This is a genomic window from Streptomyces solicavernae, assembly GCF_029968095.1.
In the GTDB taxonomy this organism is placed as follows: Bacteria; Actinomycetota; Actinomycetes; order Streptomycetales; family Streptomycetaceae; genus Streptomyces; species Streptomyces solicavernae.
This window is the reverse complement of record NZ_JASCIR010000023.1, coordinates 61068-79438: the sequence shown is the minus strand read 5'-3', so window position 1 is coordinate 79438 and position 18371 is coordinate 61068. Positions and strand designations below refer to the sequence as shown.

General features: G+C 71.7%; 7 protein-coding genes. 4 read left to right on the top strand and 3 right to left on the bottom strand.

The window, feature by feature from the left end; all coding sequences use genetic code 11:
* The first annotated feature begins 1 nt into the window (after nucleotide 1).
* Nucleotides 2-5635: a DNA methyltransferase gene (locus tag QIS99_RS23380; protein WP_282515573.1), complete on the top strand. Its 5634-nt coding sequence runs from the start codon at nucleotides 2-4 to the stop codon at nucleotides 5633-5635.
* Nucleotides 5636-5692: 57 nt separating this feature from the next.
* Here the strand turns inward: QIS99_RS23380 and QIS99_RS23375 are convergent, their stop codons facing one another.
* Together QIS99_RS23375 and QIS99_RS23370 are read right to left on the bottom strand one after the other, a co-directional pair.
* Nucleotides 5693-5893, bottom strand: a complete 201-nt coding sequence (locus tag QIS99_RS23375) for a DUF397 domain-containing protein (protein WP_282515572.1) — start codon at nucleotides 5891-5893, stop codon at nucleotides 5693-5695.
* On the bottom strand, nucleotides 5890-6774 hold the full coding sequence (locus QIS99_RS23370; protein WP_408909614.1) for a helix-turn-helix domain-containing protein: 885 nt from the start codon (nucleotides 6772-6774) through the stop codon (nucleotides 5890-5892). The genes QIS99_RS23375 and QIS99_RS23370 overlap by 4 nt, the downstream gene beginning before the upstream one ends.
* 145 nt (nucleotides 6775-6919) lie before the next feature.
* Here QIS99_RS23370 and QIS99_RS23365 point away from each other — a divergent pair, with 145 nt between their 5' ends.
* The 3 genes from QIS99_RS23365 to QIS99_RS23355 all read left to right on the top strand — a co-directional run bounded on the left by QIS99_RS23365 (nucleotide 6920) and on the right by QIS99_RS23355 (nucleotide 16817).
* Nucleotides 6920-7387, top strand: a complete 468-nt coding sequence (locus QIS99_RS23365; protein ID WP_282515571.1) for an ATP-binding protein — start codon at nucleotides 6920-6922, stop codon at nucleotides 7385-7387.
* Between the two features lie 185 nt (nucleotides 7388-7572).
* Complete coding sequence (locus QIS99_RS23360; RefSeq protein WP_282515570.1) at nucleotides 7573-14526, top strand: DEAD/DEAH box helicase; 6954 nt, start codon at nucleotides 7573-7575, stop codon at nucleotides 14524-14526.
* The gene (locus QIS99_RS23355; protein WP_282515569.1) at nucleotides 14523-16817 is read left to right on the top strand and encodes a UvrD-helicase domain-containing protein; all 2295 of its coding nucleotides are present in this window, start codon (nucleotides 14523-14525) and stop codon (nucleotides 16815-16817) included. The genes QIS99_RS23360 and QIS99_RS23355 overlap by 4 nt, the downstream gene beginning before the upstream one ends.
* A 125-nt stretch (nucleotides 16818-16942) precedes the next feature.
* On the opposite strand, the gene QIS99_RS23350 is transcribed toward QIS99_RS23355, so the two are convergent.
* Nucleotides 16943-18352 carry a lipase family protein gene (locus QIS99_RS23350; protein WP_282515567.1) on the bottom strand — a complete coding sequence of 470 codons (1410 nt, stop codon included), beginning with the start codon at nucleotides 18350-18352 and terminating at the stop codon, nucleotides 16943-16945.
* Nucleotides 18353-18371 lie beyond the last annotated feature (19 nt).

The following is an 18371-nucleotide window of genomic DNA, read 5'->3' as shown; positions in this document are numbered from 1 at the left end:
CGTGACGTACGAATCGCTCGTCAACCAGGGCGACTATCTCTCGGGCCACTATCTGGCCGAGGTCCTGCCGAAGGATCTCAAGGCCAAGGAGGGTCTCCTCGCCCGCTGGGCCGCCACCGAGGAGGAGGAACGCCGCCGTCACAACAGGGCGGTGGCGGACGCCGGACGCCAGGGCGACCCGCAGACCACCGTGCCGCCGCGCGCCCGCACCCCGCGCGAGGGCCTGCGCGCGCTGCACGGCCCCTACTTCGCCGCCCGCGCCGACTTCGAGCGCGATGCCGCCGCCCTCGCCGAGCCGGACGCCCCGGTCCCCGCGGACTGGCCGAAGCGGGTGGCCGGGCTGCACCTCGCCACCCTCCGCGCCCTCGGCTACTCCGAGGCGCACGAGCAGCAGGTCACCGTCCACCGGTCCGGACACGAGTACACGGTGCAACTCGCGCACGCGGAGCCGGGGTTGTACGCGGTCTCCTGCGGCTGGACCGCGAAGCCGGACGCCGCCCTCGACCCGGACGGGGCCGGGCGTCTGCTGCACCCGGTCGACCTGGAGGCGTCCGCGCGCCTCACCGACGCCAAGGCCCTCTGCGACTTCCTCTTCGAGTGCGACGAGCCGCCCCGCTACGTCCTGCTCCTCGTCGGCGGCGTCCTGATCCTCGCCGACCGCATGGCCTGGCACGAGGGCCGCTACCTCGCGGTGTGCCTGGACGCCGCCCTGACGCGCCGCGACCCCCGCAACGGCGGCGAACTCGACACGGTCGCCGCGCTGTTCGGCGCGGACTCGCTGCGCGTTCCGGCGGACGGCGGTACGGCACCACTGGCGGGCTTCGTCGACAAGTCCGGCAAGCACGCCGTCGGCGTCTCCACCGAGCTGCGCGAGGGGCTGCGCCTGTCCGTCGAGTGGATCGCCGACGAGGTCCTGGCCCGGCTGCGCACCCAGGGCGTACGGCCGCGCGACCTGGACGACCCGGCCCGCCTGGCCAAGCAGCTGACTCGCGAGTCGCTGCGCTACCTCTACCGCATCCTGTTCCTCCTGTACGCGGAGGCCCAGCCCGCGCTCGGCATCCTGCCCGCCGGCCATCCCGAGTACGAGCGGGGCTACGGCCTGCAGCGCCTGGGCGACCTCGTCGTACGCGACCTGGTCTCGGAGCGCTCCCGGAGCGGGTACCACCTGTACGAGTCCCTGGACCTGCTCTTCCGCAAGGTCGAGAAGGGGCACCGCGAGTACGGCACCGAACCCGAGGACGTCCGCGCCGAGGAGGCCCGCCGGGCCGCCGCCGAAGCCGAGCGCGACGCCGCCGACCTGCTCGCCGCGAGCGCCATCACCCGCGCCGAGCACGACGACCGGCTCCGCGAGGCCGACCGGGCCCGCAGGGCCGCCGAGCGCAGCGAGGGCGCGGGGCTGCGGTTCGAGCCGCTGCGCTCCGAGCTCTTCGCCACGGACGCCGTCCAGCTCATCTCCGACGACCGGATCGAGAACCCGGCGTACGACGCCTGTGACCCGGACTCGAAGCCGTACCTCGACACCCGGCTGCGCAACGCCACCCTGCACAAGGTGCTCCGCCGCCTGATGCTCACCCGCGGCAAGGGGCGCGAGCGCGGCGGCTTCATCTCGTACGCGCAGCTCGGCATCAACCAACTCGGCGCGGTCTACGAGGGGTTGATGTCCTACACGGGCTTCATCGCCGAGGAGGACCTGTACGAGGTCGCCAAGGGCGGCGATCCGTCGGGCGGCAGCTGGCTGATCCCGGGTGGGAGGATCAAGGACTGCCCGGACGAGGCCTTCGTCGTGCGCCCGCACGAGGAGACCGGCAAGCCCCAGCGCGTCGTCCACCCCGAGGGTACGTTCGTGTACCGCCTCGCGGGCCGCGACCGGCAGACCTCCGCCTCCTACTACACGCCCAAGTCCCTCACCGAGGTCACCGTCGAACTGGCCCTGCGCCACCGCCTCGACCAGAACGGCGGGACGACACTGGCCCGTGAGCTTCTGGAGTGGAAGATCTGCGAGCCGGCGCTCGGCTCCGGGGCGTTCCTGAACGAGGCCGTCGACCAGGTGGCCGCCGAGTATCTGCGCCGCAGGGAAAGGGAGCTGGGCCGCCGGATCGACCCGGAGCGGCGCCGGCTCGAACTCCAGAAGGCCAAGGCGCACATCGCCCTGCACAACGCGTACGGAGTCGACCTCAACGCCACCGCGGTCGAGCTGGCCGAGGTCTCGCTCTGGCTCAACTCCATGCACACCGGCATGCGCGCTCCCTGGTTCGGACTGCACCTGCGGCGCGGCAACTCGCTGATCGGGGCGGGGCGCAAGGTGTACGCGGGCGACGCCCTGGAGGAGGGCGGCTGGCTGGCGAAGAAGGCTCCGCAGGCTCCGCGTGAACTCCCCCTCCGTGACGGCGAGTTGCCCGAAGGGGCGGTTCACCAGTTTCTCCTCCCCGCCCTCGGATGGGGAGCGGTCGCGGGCGAGAGCGAGGCGAAGAAGCTCGCCGCGGCCGAGGCCAAGGCGATGAAGGCGTGGCGTCGCGGCATCCAGAAGGCACCCAAGGGCCCGAACCCGTTCAAGGAGCAGGGGAAGAAGAAGGTCACCGACCGGCACACCGGCGAGGTGACCTGGCGCCCGGAGACCGGCAAGGAGCACCGCGCCCGGTACGCGCAGTGGGTCAACCGGGCCGGGAAGAGCGAGCTGTGGCGTCTGCAACGGCTGGCCCGCCGGGCCGAGTTCCTGTGGAACCTGGTCGCCAAACGCCTGGAACTCTCCGAGCGCAAGGTGTCCCGGCACATCGACGTCTGGGGTGCGGACTGGCTGAAGGCGGCCCCCGAGGCGACGGACAAGAGGAAGATCCTCGACGACCTCACCGGACTCGGCACCCCGTACTGGCGCCTGAAGACCGTCATGGACGCCTGGTGCGCGCTGTGGTTCTGGCCCCTGGACAAGGTTGCCGAACTGGACGGCACGAGCGTGGACTACGCGGGAGGCGGCGGCGTCGTCACCGAGGCGGATGTGGCGCGGGCCGTCGCTTCCCGTACGGCGGCTCCGTCCGTCCCCGCGGCGCCGGAGCCGACCGGGCCCGCGCCCGGGGACCAGGCGTGGCAGGCGGACGGGCTGTTCGCCGGACTCGGCGGAGAGCAGGGCGAGTTCGAGGAGGCCGCCGATTCCGGTTCCGATTCTGGTTCCGGTGCGGATTCCGGTGCGGATTCAGGGGCCGCTGGGGCCGCCTCCGGTGGCGGAGAGGAGCAGGAGCAGGCGGAGGGGCCGGGGCAGGGCAAGGGCGGCCGGGGCCGGGCGAAGGAGCCGACGGGGCGCGCCCGTGGCGTCATCCCGCTGAACGACCTCACCGACTGGCTGGACTTCCTGGAGTCCCTGCTCGGCGACCGCGACCCGGACACGTCGTTCCTCGCGGGCCTGGACGACCTCGACGTCGACGAGGCGCTGCCCGTCCTGGAGGACTACGAGCGCGACCTGCACGTCGTCCTCGGCATGGACCACGGCTTCGCCGTTCGGCCCAAGTTCCCGTGGCTGCACACGGTCGAGGACATCGCCGGGTCGACGGAGAAGGACATAAGGCCCGAGGAGGGGCACGGCTTCTTCCACTGGGAGCTGCACTTCGCGCATGTGTTCCGGGGCGCGTCCGGTGGGTTCGATCTGCAGGTGGGGAATCCGCCCTGGGTGCGGCCGGACTGGGACGAGGGGCTCGTCCTGGCCGAGTTCGACCCGTGGTTCAAGCTGGCGGACAAGCCTGCGGCGGAGCGGTGGCGGGAGCAGAAGGACGCGGCTCTGGACGTGCCGGCCCGGCGCCAGGCGTACCTCGGGGAACTCGCCACGATCGTCGGCACGTCGGGGTTCCTCAGCGACCGGACCACGTATCCGCTGATCGCGGGGACGCGGCCGGATCTGTACCGGGGGTTCATGTGCCAGGTGTGGCGGCATTTCGGTGGGGGTGGTGTGGCCGGACTGGTCCACCCGGACACCCACTTCAGCGGCGTGAAGGAAGGCAGGCTGCGTGGTGCTGCGTACCGGCACCTGCGGACGCACGGCCACTTCTCCAACCGCCGGGGCGTCTTCGGCGAGATCCACGCCAACACCGAGTTCGGAGTGCAGATCTACGGCGAGGCCCAGGAGCCCCGATTCACCCACCTGAGCTGGCTGTTCGACCCGTCGACCCTGCGGGACTCCTTCGACCACGACGGAAAGGGGGAGCTGCCCGGCATCAAGTCCGACGGCAAGTGGGATGTACGGCCGCACCAGGCGCGGCTCGTCGAGGTGGACGGGAATCTGCTGGGGCAGTGGCACCGGCTGTCCGGCAACACGGAGGTCCCGGAGGGGCAGGCGGCGTTGCTGTACCCGGTGACCACGCAGGAGCAGGGGGCCGTCGAGGCACTGGCGGGGGTGGGGGACCGGCTTGGGGGGCATGAGCCCCGGATCACCATCGGCATGTTCGAGAACCTGGCGACGAAGAAGCTGGGGCTCTACCGCTGGGACACACAATCAGTCAAGTCGCTCGGCGACGTCATTCTCCAAGGGCCGCACCTGGGCGTGGCCCTGCCGTTCAACAAGCAGCCCAACATCCCCTGCCGCACCAACCGTGACTGGTCGAGCTGGGACCTCACCGCCCTGCCCGTCGACGCCGTGCCGGTCACCAATTACGTCCGCGACTGCGGGCCCGAACGGTTCCGGGGAGTGCAGGACCGCTGGCTGGACCGTTCCCGCCTGAAGGCCGAGTGGGAGCCGAGCCCTGATGAGTGGGAGCAGCGTGAACAGGTCCTGAAGGATGAGGAGTTGGAGCTCTCCGAGGATGAGCAGCGGGAGCTGTTGCGGACACGGCTGTGGTGGTTCAGGCCGTACACCGAGTTCTACCGGTTGGCTTGGCGTCGCATGATCCCGTTCGATTCGGAGCGGAGCCTGTTCGCCGCGCTGATCCCGCCGGGACCGGCGCACGTAGACGCCGTGAACTCGGCGGCCCTGGACGACAACCGGGCCACTGCACTCAACGTCGGCCTGTGGGCGTCCCTGCCGATCGACTACTTGCTGCGCATCACAGGGCGCTCGGACCTCCGCGTCGCCGAAGCCCGCAAAATGCCCTACGCCGACCCCGCCCACCCCCTCGCCGCCCCCCTCCTCCTGCGCACCCTCCGCCTAAACTGCCTCACGGAGGCCTACGCCCCTCTCTGGGCGGAGCTGTACGACATGACGTGGCCGGGCTACGAGGACTGGGCGGTCGAGTGGCCGGACCTTGCGCCGCTCGCCGGGCACCTCAAGTCGGCCTGGGATCACGGCACTCCGTTGCGTACGGAGCGCGAGCGCCGGGCCGCGCTCGTCGAGATCGATGCGTTGGTGGCGGTGTGGCTCGGGATGAGTGCCGACGAGCTGGTCGCTGTCTACAAGGCCCGTTACGCGATCCTCGCCGACTACGAATCCGAGACCTGGTTCGACGTCAACGGCCGCAAGATCGCCCGCAACCACAACACGTACGGCCACGGCCAGACCAAACAGCACTACGAGGACTTCCTCGCCTACGAGAAGAAGGAGCGCGCCGAGCCGCCCGAGCCTTACGTCGCCCCCTTCCACAAGGCCGACCGTGAAGGCGAGATGCGTGCCGCGCACGCGGTCTTCGAGGCTCGCCTCAAGAAGGCGTGGCTGGGCTGAACACAGCTGCCCCGCACCGGAGTTGGTCCAGTGCGGGGCAGTGGTGAACTGGGTGAATCAGGCCTGGTCCTCGGCCGCGTAGGCGACGAATCCGGTCCATGCGGCAGGCGAGACGGTGAACCGAGGGCCTTGCTTGTCCTTGGAGTCTCGTACGTGAACAGACCGTGGTGCGATGGCCACTTCGACGCAGTCGCCCTGCGAGCCGCTGCTGTAGCTGCTCTTGAACCAGGCCAGTTCGGACGTGCACGCCGTGCTCATAGCGCTCCTCGCATTCGCTTCAGCAGGCCCAGGGAGTCCTCGGGGGTCAGGGCCTGTGAGCGCATCTTGGCATAGATGTGCTGGAGCATACTGAGTTCTTTTGCATCGCCGATCAGGCGGCCGTTCTGTTGCCCCTCGGAGTAGCCGAACCACTCGTTCTCCGGAGTTTCCGCCAGCTGCAACGACCCGTCCAACCCCGCATGCACCACCTGCCGCAACGGCATCACCTGAATCTCCACGTTCCAGCACCGCTCCACCACGCCCAGCAGGTGGTCGAGCAGTTCCCGCGTCACCTCCTCCCCGGCCGTGCGCCGCTCAAGTACCGCCTGTTCCACGATGAAGCTGAAGTTCGCGGGCGGTGTCCGGTCGGGCGACAGCAGCGCCTGGCGGGCCATGCGTGCCGCGATCCGTTCCTCCAGGACCGCCGGATCCGGCCGGGGCGGGACGCTCAGCGAGACCGCCCGCGCGTACGCCTCGGTCTGCAACAGGCCCGGCACCACCCGGCACTCGTACGTGCACAGGCTGATCGCTGTCTGCTCGATGCGGGCCCACGCGCGAAACCAGCGGGCCAGGCCCGGATGCCGGGCCAGGTGGCGGGAGGCCTTGCGGAGGGCGCCCGTGTTGCCGAGGGCGTGCTCGGCCCGCTCCACCAGGACCTTGTCCGGCATGCGGCGGCCCTGTTCCACCGAGGCCACCGTGTGCCGGGAGAACCGGACCCGTTCCGCGAACTCCTCGCGGCTCAGGCCCGCATGCTCGCGCAGCGCCTGGACCACCGCGCCGAACGTTCGCAGACTGTCCGATGCCTCCGGTTCCGCGGGGCCCGTACGGCCTCCGCCACCCGCCCCTGCCGTACCGCCCGCGCCGTCCGTGTAGTCGCCCACCGTGGCTCACCTCCTGCGTAGAACGCGCCCGCACCATGGTTACGGCCCGTCACAAGTACTGTCCACCCTGCGTACGCGTACGCTCGCTCAGCGTACGCGGCCAGGACCTCCCCAACTGTGCCTCGCGCACGCCAGATTGAGGGCCATGACGCCGCCTTCGACCGCCGGTACGCGCCAAGAGCCGCTCACCGTACGTGTGTTCCGCCAGCGCTTCAGCTCGACCCCGCGAGGCGCCCGCCTGGCCCGGCACCTCACGCTCCACCGACTGCACGAGTGGGGGCTGGGGTACGGCACGGACCTCTCGGACGCCGCCGCCCTCGTCGTCGCCGAGCTCGCCGCGAACGCCGTGACCCACGGCCGCGTGCCGGGCCGGGACTTCGAGCTGTGCCTCACGCTCGTACCGCACCGCACCCTCGCCGTCGAGGTGTCGGACGCGCGCGGGGAGCGGCGCCCGCCGTCGCCCGGCGCGCTCGTACCGGAACAGGACCTGGCCGACGGCGGGCGCGGACTCGCCCTGGTGGACGCGCTCGCCGACCGGTGGGAGGTGCGGGACCGGGCGCCCGTCGGCAAGACCGTACGGGCCGAACTGGATCTTCCTGGGGAGACCGCCTGACAGGGCCGCCCGGCGCTTTGTAGGTTGGTCGGACGTGCGGCGCCGCAGGGCCGCCTCGCTGGCCGGAAACCGCAGGTCAACAGTCCGATGGCAGGGGCGTTGTCGGTGGTCCCGGCTACCGTGGGGCGGGTGCGCGCAGGGGGGACCTCGCGCCGTCACGACGGACACGACGAGGAGAACAGCGCGTGCGACCGACTCTCGCCGCCGAGCAGGTGCGGGCCAGCCTGAGCCAGTACCTGTCCACCACGTACGCGCTGGCGGACGAAGGCACGCGCGGGGCCCTGGAGCAGTTCCTCGGCGACCCGCAGGACGGCATCTTCCGCGGCCCGTACCTGCGGATCCGCACGCCGTTCCGGCCCGCGCAGGACGACAGCTGGCAGCGGCACCTGCAGTGGTGGCCGGGCATCACGCCGCACCGCCACCAGGAGCTCGCCTGGCGGCGCCTGTCCACCCTGCACGGACCGGCCGAGCCGACACTGGTGACGACCGGCACCGGTTCCGGCAAGACCGAGTCGTTCCTCGTGCCGCTGCTCGACCACTGCCGGCGGGAACGGCTCGCCGGCCGGGACGGTGTGAAGGCCGTCCTGCTGTACCCGATGAACGCCCTCGCCACCGACCAGGCCCACCGCATCAACGACTACCTGGACGACCCGAAGGACACCCGGCTGCGGGACGCGGGTGTGCGGGCCGGGCTGTACGTCGGCGACACCCCGTCGAAGGAGTTCAAGCAGGCCAACCCGCGGGTGGCGGTGGACCGGGAGGAGATCCGGCGCACCCGCCCGGACATCCTGATCACGAACTACAAGATGCTGGACCTGCTGCTCCAGCGTGCCGAGGACCAGCCGCTGTGGCAGGGCGGCTCGCTCGCGTACGTGGTCCTGGACGAGTTCCACACGTACGACGGCGCACAGGGCACCGACGTGGCGATGCTGCTCCGCCGCCTCGGCGCCCTGGCCGGACTCGCCGAGCCGGGGCGTCCGCTCGGCCGGGTCTGCCCGGTCGCCACGTCCGCCACCCTGGGCGAGGGGGGCGCGGTGCCTCAGGGCCGGGCGAGTGGCGGGATGCTGGAGGTGGCCGAGCAGGTCTTCGGCGTGCCCTTCCCGCCGGAGGCGGTGGTGGGCGAAGACCGGCACAGTGTGCGGGAGTTCGCCGGGGATGCCGACTTCACGCTGCCGTTCCCGGACCCCCAGGCGATCGCCGCGCTGGGCGACCCGACCCGCGACGCCCAGGCCCTTGAACGGCTGATCGCGGAGTTCACCGGCAGGAGCGACCTGAGCCCGGCCGAGCTCGGCGGACTGCTGCGCAGGCACAGGCTCACCTCGGCGGTCCTGGAGATCCTCGACGGACGGCCGCGCACCCTGGCCGAAGTCATGGAAGTCCTGCCGCGGTACGCGTACCACTGGGGCGTCGCCGTGCAGCAGCGGCCGGACATCGCCGCGCAGGCACTCGCGCGGTACGTCGGCCTGCTGTCCATGGCGCGGGACCCGGACGTTCCGTCGCGGCCGCTGCTGTCCATCGAGATCCACCACTGGGTGCGGTCGGTGTCCCGCGTCCTGCGCGGGATCAGCGGCGCACGGGCCGAATTCCGCTGGGACGACGAGCGGGTGGCCTCCGGCGGACGCCTCGCCCGGGGGCGGAGCCGCGGCGCGGCCGGTCAGGGCCCGGTGGGGGAGAGCAGTGCCGGGCAGGCCGGCGAGGCCGAGCCCGCGGACGACAGCGCCCCCGAACCCGCGCAGGTCTTCCTGCCCGCCGTCTACTGCCGCGAATGCGGCCGCTCCGGCTGGGCCGCCCTGTCGCCGGAGGCGGACCCGTCGGAGCTGGAGCTGCGGGCCGCGAAGATCCGCTCCGCCTCGGTGGGCCGGGACAAGCGCCGCGTACGGAACATGATCGCGGCGACCGCGAAGGAGACGTACGACGCGGCGTTCGCCCAGGACACGGGGCGCGGTGCGGGGCCGACGGTGATGGTGCTCGACGGGGGCTCCGGGCGGCTGCGTCCCGTCTCGCCCGAGCGTGACTTCGCACCCGCCGCACCCGCCGCAGACGGTGCGGAAGAGGCGGCGGGCCGCGGGGAAGGGGCGGCGGGCCGCGTGGCCAAGCCGCTGCACAACGCGGCCTTCGTCGTCGTCGACCTGGCCGGTGACCGGGCCGCGCAGCGCGACGAATGCCCGGCCTGCCGCACCTCGAACGCCATCCGCTACCTGGGCACCGGCCTCGCCTCGCTCGCCGCGGCCGCCCTCACCCAGCTCTTCACCGGCGGAGAACTCGACAAGAACCTGAAGGAGAACAAGACCCTCCTGTTCAACGACTCGGTGCAGGACGCCGCGCACCGGGCCGGATACGTAGCCTCCCGCTCGTACACCTTCTCCTTCCGCTCCCTGCTCGCCAGCCGCATCGACGAACAGGAGCCGGTCAGGCTGAGTGACCTCGCGGCCGACATCATCGCCGACGTGGTCGACAGCAAGGCCGTGCAGACCGCCGTCATCCCGCCCGATCTGCATGTCTTCCGCGGGGTCGACACCCTGCTCGCCGGGCGCAGCCGTGGTTCCAAGCGCACCTGGGAACTGATCGCCCAGCGGCTCGCGTTCGCCGCCGTCATGGAGTTCGGGCTCCGGTCCCGGCAGGGCCGCACCCTGGAACTGACCCGCACCGTCGCCGCCGACGTCCCGCTGCCCGACCCCGACGCCGTCGGCGAGCTCGTACGGGAACTGCTGCACACCACCCCCGGAGACATCGCGCTGCCCGACGGCTCGCTGCCGGACCACGCCCGGTACGTGGGCTACGTGCGCGGCCTGGTCGAACGGCTGCGGACCCGGGGCGCGATCCGGCACGCCTGGCTGGACGGCTGGATCGACGAGGCGGGCGTGCGGCGCTGGCTCATCGGGCCCGGCCGCAAGCCCGGCACGCCCGCCTTCCCCCGGGGCGTCTCCGCGCCCGCCTTCCTGCTCGGCGGCCCGAAGCAGGGCAGCGACGACTTCGACGTGGTCACCGGGCGGCTCGGCTGGTATCAGGACTTCACCCGCCGCGCCCTCGGGGTGCGCTCGGCGGACGCCGCCAACGAATTCCTGCGGCGGCTGCTGCCCGGCCTCGCCGAGCGCGACGTCCTGTCGGTCCACACCGCCAAGGACGGCGCCACCCGCGTCTACGGCCTGCAGCCCGGTCACGTCCAGGTCCGCAAGCTCGCCGACGACACCGTCGCCGAAGCCTCGGCCCACTGCCCGGTCTGTTCCTGGGAACAGACCGTCCACCCCGACCTCGCCGACCGGTGGCAGGGCCAGACCTGCCCCACCTACCGCTGCCGCGGACTGCTCCGCACCGGACGCGACCTCGAAAGCGGCATCCGCAGAAGGGACTTCACCGAGGACTTCTACCGGCGCATGTACCGCGAAGCCGGGGTGTACACCATCAACACCGCGGAACACACCGGCACTTTGGGACGCGCCAAGCGGGAAGCGGTCGAGAAGGCGTTCCGGGACGGCTCCGACGTCCACTACGCCAACCCGCACGTCCTGTCCTGCACGCCCACCCTCGAACTCGGCATCGACATCGGCGACTTGTCGGCCGTCGTCCTCGCCTCCCTGCCCAAGGGGCCGGCCAACTACGCGCAGCGGGTGGGGCGCGCGGGCCGCAAGACCGGTAACGCGTACCTGCTCACCATGGTCGACCGCGGCCCCCGGGACCGCTACTACCTCGACGACCCCACCATGATGATCGCCGGGGACATCCAGCCGCCCGGCTGCTTCCTCTCGGCGGTCGAGATCCTGCGCCGCCAGTACCTCGCCCACCTGCTCGACCTGGCCGGCGCGGGAAGGCTGCTCCTCCCCGGCGGCGGGCGGGACGCGGTTCTTCCGCTGCCGCGTCTCGCGTCCTACCTGTTCGGCGAGTCGGCCTGGCTGCCCGAGTTCACCGAGGCGGCCCTCGCCGACGGTGAACGTCTGGCCGCGGACTTCCTCGCGCTCTTCCCGCCGTACGACGAGAAGCGCGGCACCGGCGTGAGCCCGCAGGCCCGCGCCGAGCTGACCGAGTACGCCACCGAGGGCCTGCGGGGCGCCCTGGACAAGGCCCACAGGGCATGGGAAGCCGCACGGCGCGAGCTGCAGCGCCGCGTCAAGGCGATCGACGAGGCCCACGACCAGCTGACCGACGGCGACCCGGACCACGAGCGGCAGGGCCGCGAACTGCGGGCCGAGCGACGCGCGGTCAACCAACAGGCCCGCACCATCGGCAACGGCACCGCACACGCCGCGCTCGTCGACCTCGGACTGCTGCCGAACTACAGCCTCATCGACGCCACGACCGAACTCGAAGCCACCCTCAGCTGGAAGGAGGAGAAGCAGACCCTGAAGGGGCCCGAGACCGAATACTGCAGCAAGCCACTGCGATACGAGCGCTCGGCACGCCTCGCCCTGAAGGACTTCGCTCCGGGCAACCACTACTACGTCCAGGGCTACAAGCACCGCATCTCCGGCCTCGACATCGGCAGCCCACGCCGCCCCACCTGGCTGTGGTGGCGCGTCTGCCCGGACTGCGGGCACGTCCGCACCCACCGCGCCGAACAGGACACCTCGGCCTGCCCGCGCTGCGCGTCGACGGCCATCGGCGACGTCGGCTGCCTGCACAAGGTCCTGGTCCCGAAGCGTGTGTACGCGCGCGACCAGCGCGACGACGTGCGCGTGCGCGACGACCGGGACGAGCGCGAGCGCGGGCACTACACGGTCATCCCCGCCGTGGACATCGACAGGAACGACATCGAACAGGCCTGGCGGCACGACAAGGCCACGTTCGGCTGGGAGTTCACCCGGCGGGCCATGGTCCGCCACCTCAACGTCGGGGCGCTGCGCACCGACCCCGGGGCGGACACCGCCGTCGCCGGACAGAGGGTGAACCTCAACCCCTTCTGGGTGTGCGACAGCTGCGGCTTCGCCGACGCCGACGGCGGGCCCGCCGCCGACCACGACGCGCTGGTGCCGGGCGCCCCGCTCCGCCTGGGCCGGTACCACCGGCCCTGGTGCCCCCATCTGCGGGGGAGCGGCGATGCCGCACACGCGGCACAGGCCGGGGTGAAGCTGCTGCTCGCCCACGAACTGCGCACCGAAGCCCTGCGCATCCTGATCCCGGCCGTCACGGCCCACACGCAGGAACGCCTGGTCTCCTTCAAGGCCCTGCTGCTGGCCGGTATCGCCCGCGCCTACGGCGGTGACCCGGACCACCTCGCCGTCGTCACCGACTCCGTACCCGACGACGCGGGCGGTGACCGTGACGTACGCAGGCACTTCCTCGTGCTCTACGACACGCTGCCCGGCGGCACCGGCTACCTCCATCGCCTCGCCGGGCCGGACGGACTGCGCGAGGTGCTCGACCGCGCCCGCGAGACCATCGAGACCTGCGTGTGCCTCGCCGAGGGGCGGCCCGCCTGCCACCGCTGTCTGCTGCGGCATGTCGAGAACGGCGAGTACGAACTCGTCTCGCGCGAGCACGCCCTCGACATGCTCGGCGAACTCTTCGGCCGGGACCGGGACGGCTGGAACGTCAAGGAGACGGAAACCACCCGCGACGTCACCCTCGTACCGCAGCTGGAGAGCGAGCTGGAAGCGCTGTTCCGCCGCGGCCTGCTCGACTGGGCCGAGGAGGTCGACGAGGTCAGCGTGCGCAACGCGCTGACCCCGGACGGGGAACGCGACATCACGCTCCGCTTCAAGGCGCCGGACGGCACGGTCACCGGCTGGCGGATGGAGACCCAGACCGACCTCGGTTTCACCATCCCGGACGTGGTGTTCCGCAGCCTCGACGACGACCGGCGGCGCGTCGCGGTCTACCTGGACGGGTACCGCCACCACGCCCACCGCGACCGCAACCGCATCGCGGGCGACGCGGCCAAGCGCACCCGGCTCCGCTCCGAACAGGGCTGGCAGGTGTTCCAGTTCACGTGGGACGACGTGCAGGTGTGGACCGGGCAGCGACGGCCCCCCGCCGACCCGGCCTGGATTCCGTACCAGAACGGGGCGCAGAAGACCGCCCAGGACCTGCACCGGCGCCTGCACCAGGGCGACCCCCGAGACCTCCGGCGCTACGTCTGGACCAACCCGATCGACACACTCATCGCCTACCTGACCGACCCCGACAACGGCCGGTGGCGCCGGCGCACGCAGAGCGCACTCGCCGCCTTCGCCGCGGTCCCGGCCACCAGCAGGGCACTCGCCGACGGCCCCGACATCGGCCGCCGCATCGAGGCCGCCCTGCACGGCGAGAAGCTGTCCGGAGGGCAGGGCGCGGTGCAGGTCATGGCCACGCGCGATGCCGGCGGCTGCCCGCTCACGATCGTCCTCGACCTGCGCCGGGGACAAGCCGGGGCGGTCTGGAGCGCGATCACCGTCCTCGACGACACCGAGCAGGCCTTCCAGGGCCCCGAGGAGGCCCACCGCAGGCGCTGGCGGTCCTGGCTGTACTGGACCAACCTGCTGCAGTTCCTCAACGAAGGGGAAGGAGACGGCGTCCAGTTGGCCGTCGGCCAGCTGCCCGGCTTCGACCCGCTGGAGCTGGCCGTGACCGGGGGAGCGGGCTGGCTCACCTCCGAGCGCGGGCGGTACCAGGCGCAGGCCCCGGAGACCGCGGAGGCCGCGGAGGCCCCGGAGACCGCGGAGACCGCGGAGGCCGCGGAGGCCGCGGAGGCCGCGGAGGTTCCCGCAGAGCCGAAGCCGGAACCGTCCGCCACCGCAACCACGCGGGACCCGGTCTGGGACGCGGACGTGCTGCCGTACCTGGTCGACGAACCGGGCCTGGCGGACCTCGCGGAACAGCTGGCAGCCCTGGGCGCCCCCGCCCCGGAAGCGGGATACGAACTGGGAGACGCGGCCTGGCCGACCGAACTCGCATGGCCGAAGCGGCAGTTGGGTGTCGTACTCGCGCATGCGCCTGGCCCCGACGGCACGGACCCGGACGCCGAGGACCGCGACCGGGCCTACGCGCGGGCGGGCTGGACGGTGCGGACCGCACCCGAGTGGGACCCCGGGAGCCTGGCCGGGCTGCTGGCGGACCCGCAGGCCACCCCCGCACCGCGACACCCCGCAGCGCGACACCCCGCACCGCGACACCCCGAGGCGCGACACCCCGAGGCGCACGACACCGAGGAGCAGGACCGATGACCAGCGCCGGAGCACCGACCAAGGGCGCGACGCTGCGCCTCCTCGACAAGGCCGACAAGGAGATCGTCAAGCTGGACCAGCCGGTCGTCGACGCCGTCTACAGGTTCCAGCACGACTTCCGACGCAACCCCGAGGCGGGCAGCTTCCGGCTCACGTCGCTGAAGGACGACCGCCGCCTGTGGTCGGCGTGGGTCAACAAGGACCACCGGGCACTCCTCCTCCATCTCGGCCACAACGACTGGCTGCTCGTCGCGGTCAGACACCGCAGCCACGTCGATGCCCACCTCGACCGGCTCACCTACGGCATCAACCAGGTCACGGGCGCCATCGAGTACGTGGACCTGCAGGTCGTCGAGGAAGACGTCCTGCGCAAGCCCGCGCCCGAACCGACCGCCAAGGCACCCCTGGCGCCCGCGCCGCCCGCGCCGCCCCCCGAGACGCCCCTGTTCGCGGAGTACACCGCGCAGCAGCTCGCCGACCTCGGTGTGGTCGAACCGCTCATCCCGATCGTGCTCAAGCTGACGACGGACGACGAGCTGCGCGGCCTCGCCGAGTACGCCCCGCGCCACACCGGCGAGGTGCTGTTCCGGCTGCGCGACGGCGTCCCGTACGAGAAGGTCAGGCAGCAGGTCACCGAGCCGGTCGCGGTCGAGCCGGAGAAGCTGGACACCGAGGACTGGCAGGCGGCCGTCGGCCGGTCCGCGGTCGCGGTCATCACCGACGACGCGTCGCTGGAAAGCATCCTGGAGGAAGGCGACTTCGGCCGCTGGAAGGTCTTCCTCCACCCCACCCAGGCCAAGCTCGTGCACCGCACCTACTCGGGCCCCGCGCGGGTGGGCGGCGGCCCCGGCACGGGCAAGACGATCGTCGCCCTGCACCGCGTGAAGCACCTGGTGGACCAGCTCCCCGCCGGACACACCAAACCGGTGCTGTTCACGACGTATAACAAGAACCTGGCCGCCGACCTGCGGTCCCGGCTCCTGTCCCTCGGCGGCCCTCAGACGCTGGCCCGCGTGGACATCCTGCACGTCGACCAGCTGGCGACCCGGGTGGTGCGCGAAGCCGATCCGGGCAACGCCAAACGCAGGCTCGAAGACCTGGCGGCCCTGCGGGAGTGGCGGCAGATGCTCGCGGAGACCGGCGAGACCCGCTGGGACGCCGAGTTCCTCAGCGACGAGTGGAACCAGGTGATCCTCGGCCAGGCCGTGGGATCGCGTGCCGACTACTTCCGGGTCCGCCGCGCCGGCCGTGGACGAAGCATCAGCAGGGCCGAGCGGGCCGAGATCTGGCAGCTCGCCGAGCGCTACACCCAGCGTCTCGATGCCCTGGGCGTGGAGACCCACCGTCAAGTCGCCGAACGAGCAGCCCAGCTGGAGATCCACCGCAAGCAGAAGATCGAGGCGAAGGCCCGGCAGCAGGACGAACGGGGCGGCCTGGACAACATCCACCTCGAAGCCGGCTCCGGGGCCTGGCTGCGCTACCGCTACCGCCACATCGTGGTGGACGAGGCCCAGGACCTGAGCGCCGCCCACTGGAAGATGCTGCGGGCCATGGTTCCCGAAGGGCAGCCGAACGACATCTTCCTGGTCGGCGACACCCACCAGCGCATCTACGACAATCAGGTCACCCTCGGCAGTCTCGGCGTCAACATCCGCGGCCGCTCCGCCAGGCTGACCCTCAGCTACCGCACCACCAGGGAGATCCTCGGTTCCGCCATCGGCCTCCTGGAAGGCACCGACTACGACGATCTCGACGGCTCCGGCGAGGACTTGGCAGGCTACCGTTCCGTCCTGCGTGGCAGGCGCCCCACTCTGCGCTCGGCTCCCGACTGGGACAGGGAGCTCGACCTGATCGTGGACCAGGTGAAGCAGTGGGCCGACATCGCCCGTGAGTCCGTCGCCGTCTGCGTCCCGACGAACGACATGGTCACGCAGGTCGCCTACCGGCTCGCGCAGCGCGGCATCACGTCCACCGAGATCACCAGGGACGGCCCGAAGAGCGATGAAGGCGTACACATCGGCACGATGTACCGCTTCAAGGGGCTTGAGTACCGATGCATGATCATCGCGGGCGTCCGTGAAGGGCTGGTCCCCCGCGCTTCGGTCGACGCCTGGCAGAAGAACGACACGACGCGTCACCGCCGCGAACTCAATATGGCCCGCTCTCTCCTGTTCGTCGCCGCGACCCGGGCTCGTGACGCGCTCGCCATCTTCTGGAGCGGTGAGCCGAGCCGGTTCCTGCGGCCACTCGGACCTGCCGGGGCCACTCGCACCTCAAGGGCTCGCCTGTGACGGTCGACTCGCGCCTCAAGGGCTCGCCTGTGACGGTCGACTCGCGCCTCAAGGGCTCGCCCGTGAAGCCCGGCGAGCCCTTGAACTGTCCTGATGCGGGTCGGTGACGGCCCTTCCGCGTTCCGTCAGTTGCCCGGCCGCTCCGGCTCCAAGGAGTTCCCCGGCGCGATGCTCCCGCAGTTGCTCGGAGCCGTCTCGCCGTTGAAGCGGGCCGTCAGCCATGTCATGGCTCGCGGGGCCCAGTACGGCATGGCGGTGATGTGGCTCAGGGCGTCGTACTGCTCGTACTTGATGGAGCGGTTGCCGGTGGCGCAGTACTGGCGGGCCAGGGCGCGGACGTCGCCGGCGACCATGACGCCGTCGCCGGTGCCGATGCCGGGCGGGTTGTTGAGCGTGCCCTCCAGGTGGCCCGCGTTGCCCTGGCCGATGAAGCCGGGGACGGTCGGGGTGGGGGCCTCGCCGAGGTTGATCTTGTTGACGGCCTCCAGGAAGGCGGGGATGGAGTTGGGGTTCTCGTACGCCGGTTTGGCGAGGTCCTTCCAGGTCATGCCCGGGTAGCGGCCCAACGCGTCGGCGATCGAGGCGTGTTCGAGCTCCTTGAAGACCTCCAGGCCCCGCTCGCTCAGGTACCGCTCGATGTCGATGTCGTACGCGCGGGCGACGCCGATGACCGCCATCGGGAGGACGCCGTTCCACACCAGCGCCCCGTCGACGTACTTGAGGTTGTGGGCGGGCGCGACCAGGACCCCGCCCTCGGCGAAGCCGACGAGCCGTTCGTCGACCTCGGGGGCGTAGTCGGGGGCCAGGGCGACCGCCCAGTTGGTGGCGATGGCGCCGCCGGAGTAGCCGAGCAGGCCGAACCTCGTCTCGCCGTCCAGACCGGTCTGCGCGGCGGCGCTGGTGCTGGCGCGGATCGAGTCGAGGGTGGCCGTCCCGTACCCCGGTCCGGCCGCGAAGTCGGCGGTCTGGCCCTCGGTGTCGGGGATGACGAGGTCGTACCCCTGGGCCAGGAGAGGCGCCATGACCAGAGCCTCGGCGTTGGGGATGAGCCCGCCGAGGGAGACGTCGCCGGCGATGGCGCGGGAGGGGCCGTGCGCCGGGTCGAGGGAGTCGTAGAACGACTGGTACGACACGGCCTTGGTGCCGTCTCCGCCGGGCGCGCGGACCACGGTGGTGACGTTGGCCGAGGGCCTGCCCTGCGCGTCGGTGGAGCGGTAGAGCAGCTGGGTCGCGCGGAGCGGGGTGGGGATGCCGACGAGGTGGTAGTTCAGGGTGCGCTTCTTGAGTACGTCGCCGGGCCGGTACGAGGAGAGCGGCTTGCTGCCGTCGTAGCGGTAGAAGGGGTCGTCGTCCGACGTGGCCCCGGTGTGCTGCCGCCCGGACTGGACCGCGTCCGGAGCGGCGGTCGCGGCGGTCGTGGCCGTCGTGGCCGTCGTGGCCGTCGTGGCCGTCGCGGCCGTCGCGGTCGGCGCCGTGCCGAGTGTCAGGGCGGTGACGGCGGCCGCGGCCGCCAGGCCGGAGTACCTCCGGTGCATGATTCCCCCAGTGCGTGAA

Coding starts and splice junctions, on each gene's coding strand:
- QIS99_RS23350 (WP_282515567.1), bottom strand. CDS start 18,352: ATGCACCGGAGGTACTCCGGCCTGGCGGCCGCGGCCGCCGTCACCGCC.
- QIS99_RS23355 (WP_282515569.1), top strand. CDS start 14,523: ATGACCAGCGCCGGAGCACCGACCAAGGGCGCGACGCTGCGCCTCCTC.
- QIS99_RS23375 (WP_282515572.1), bottom strand. CDS start 5,893: ATGAGCACGGCGTGCACGTCCGAACTGGCCTGGTTCAAGAGCAGCTAC.
- QIS99_RS23365 (WP_282515571.1), top strand. CDS start 6,920: ATGACGCCGCCTTCGACCGCCGGTACGCGCCAAGAGCCGCTCACCGTA.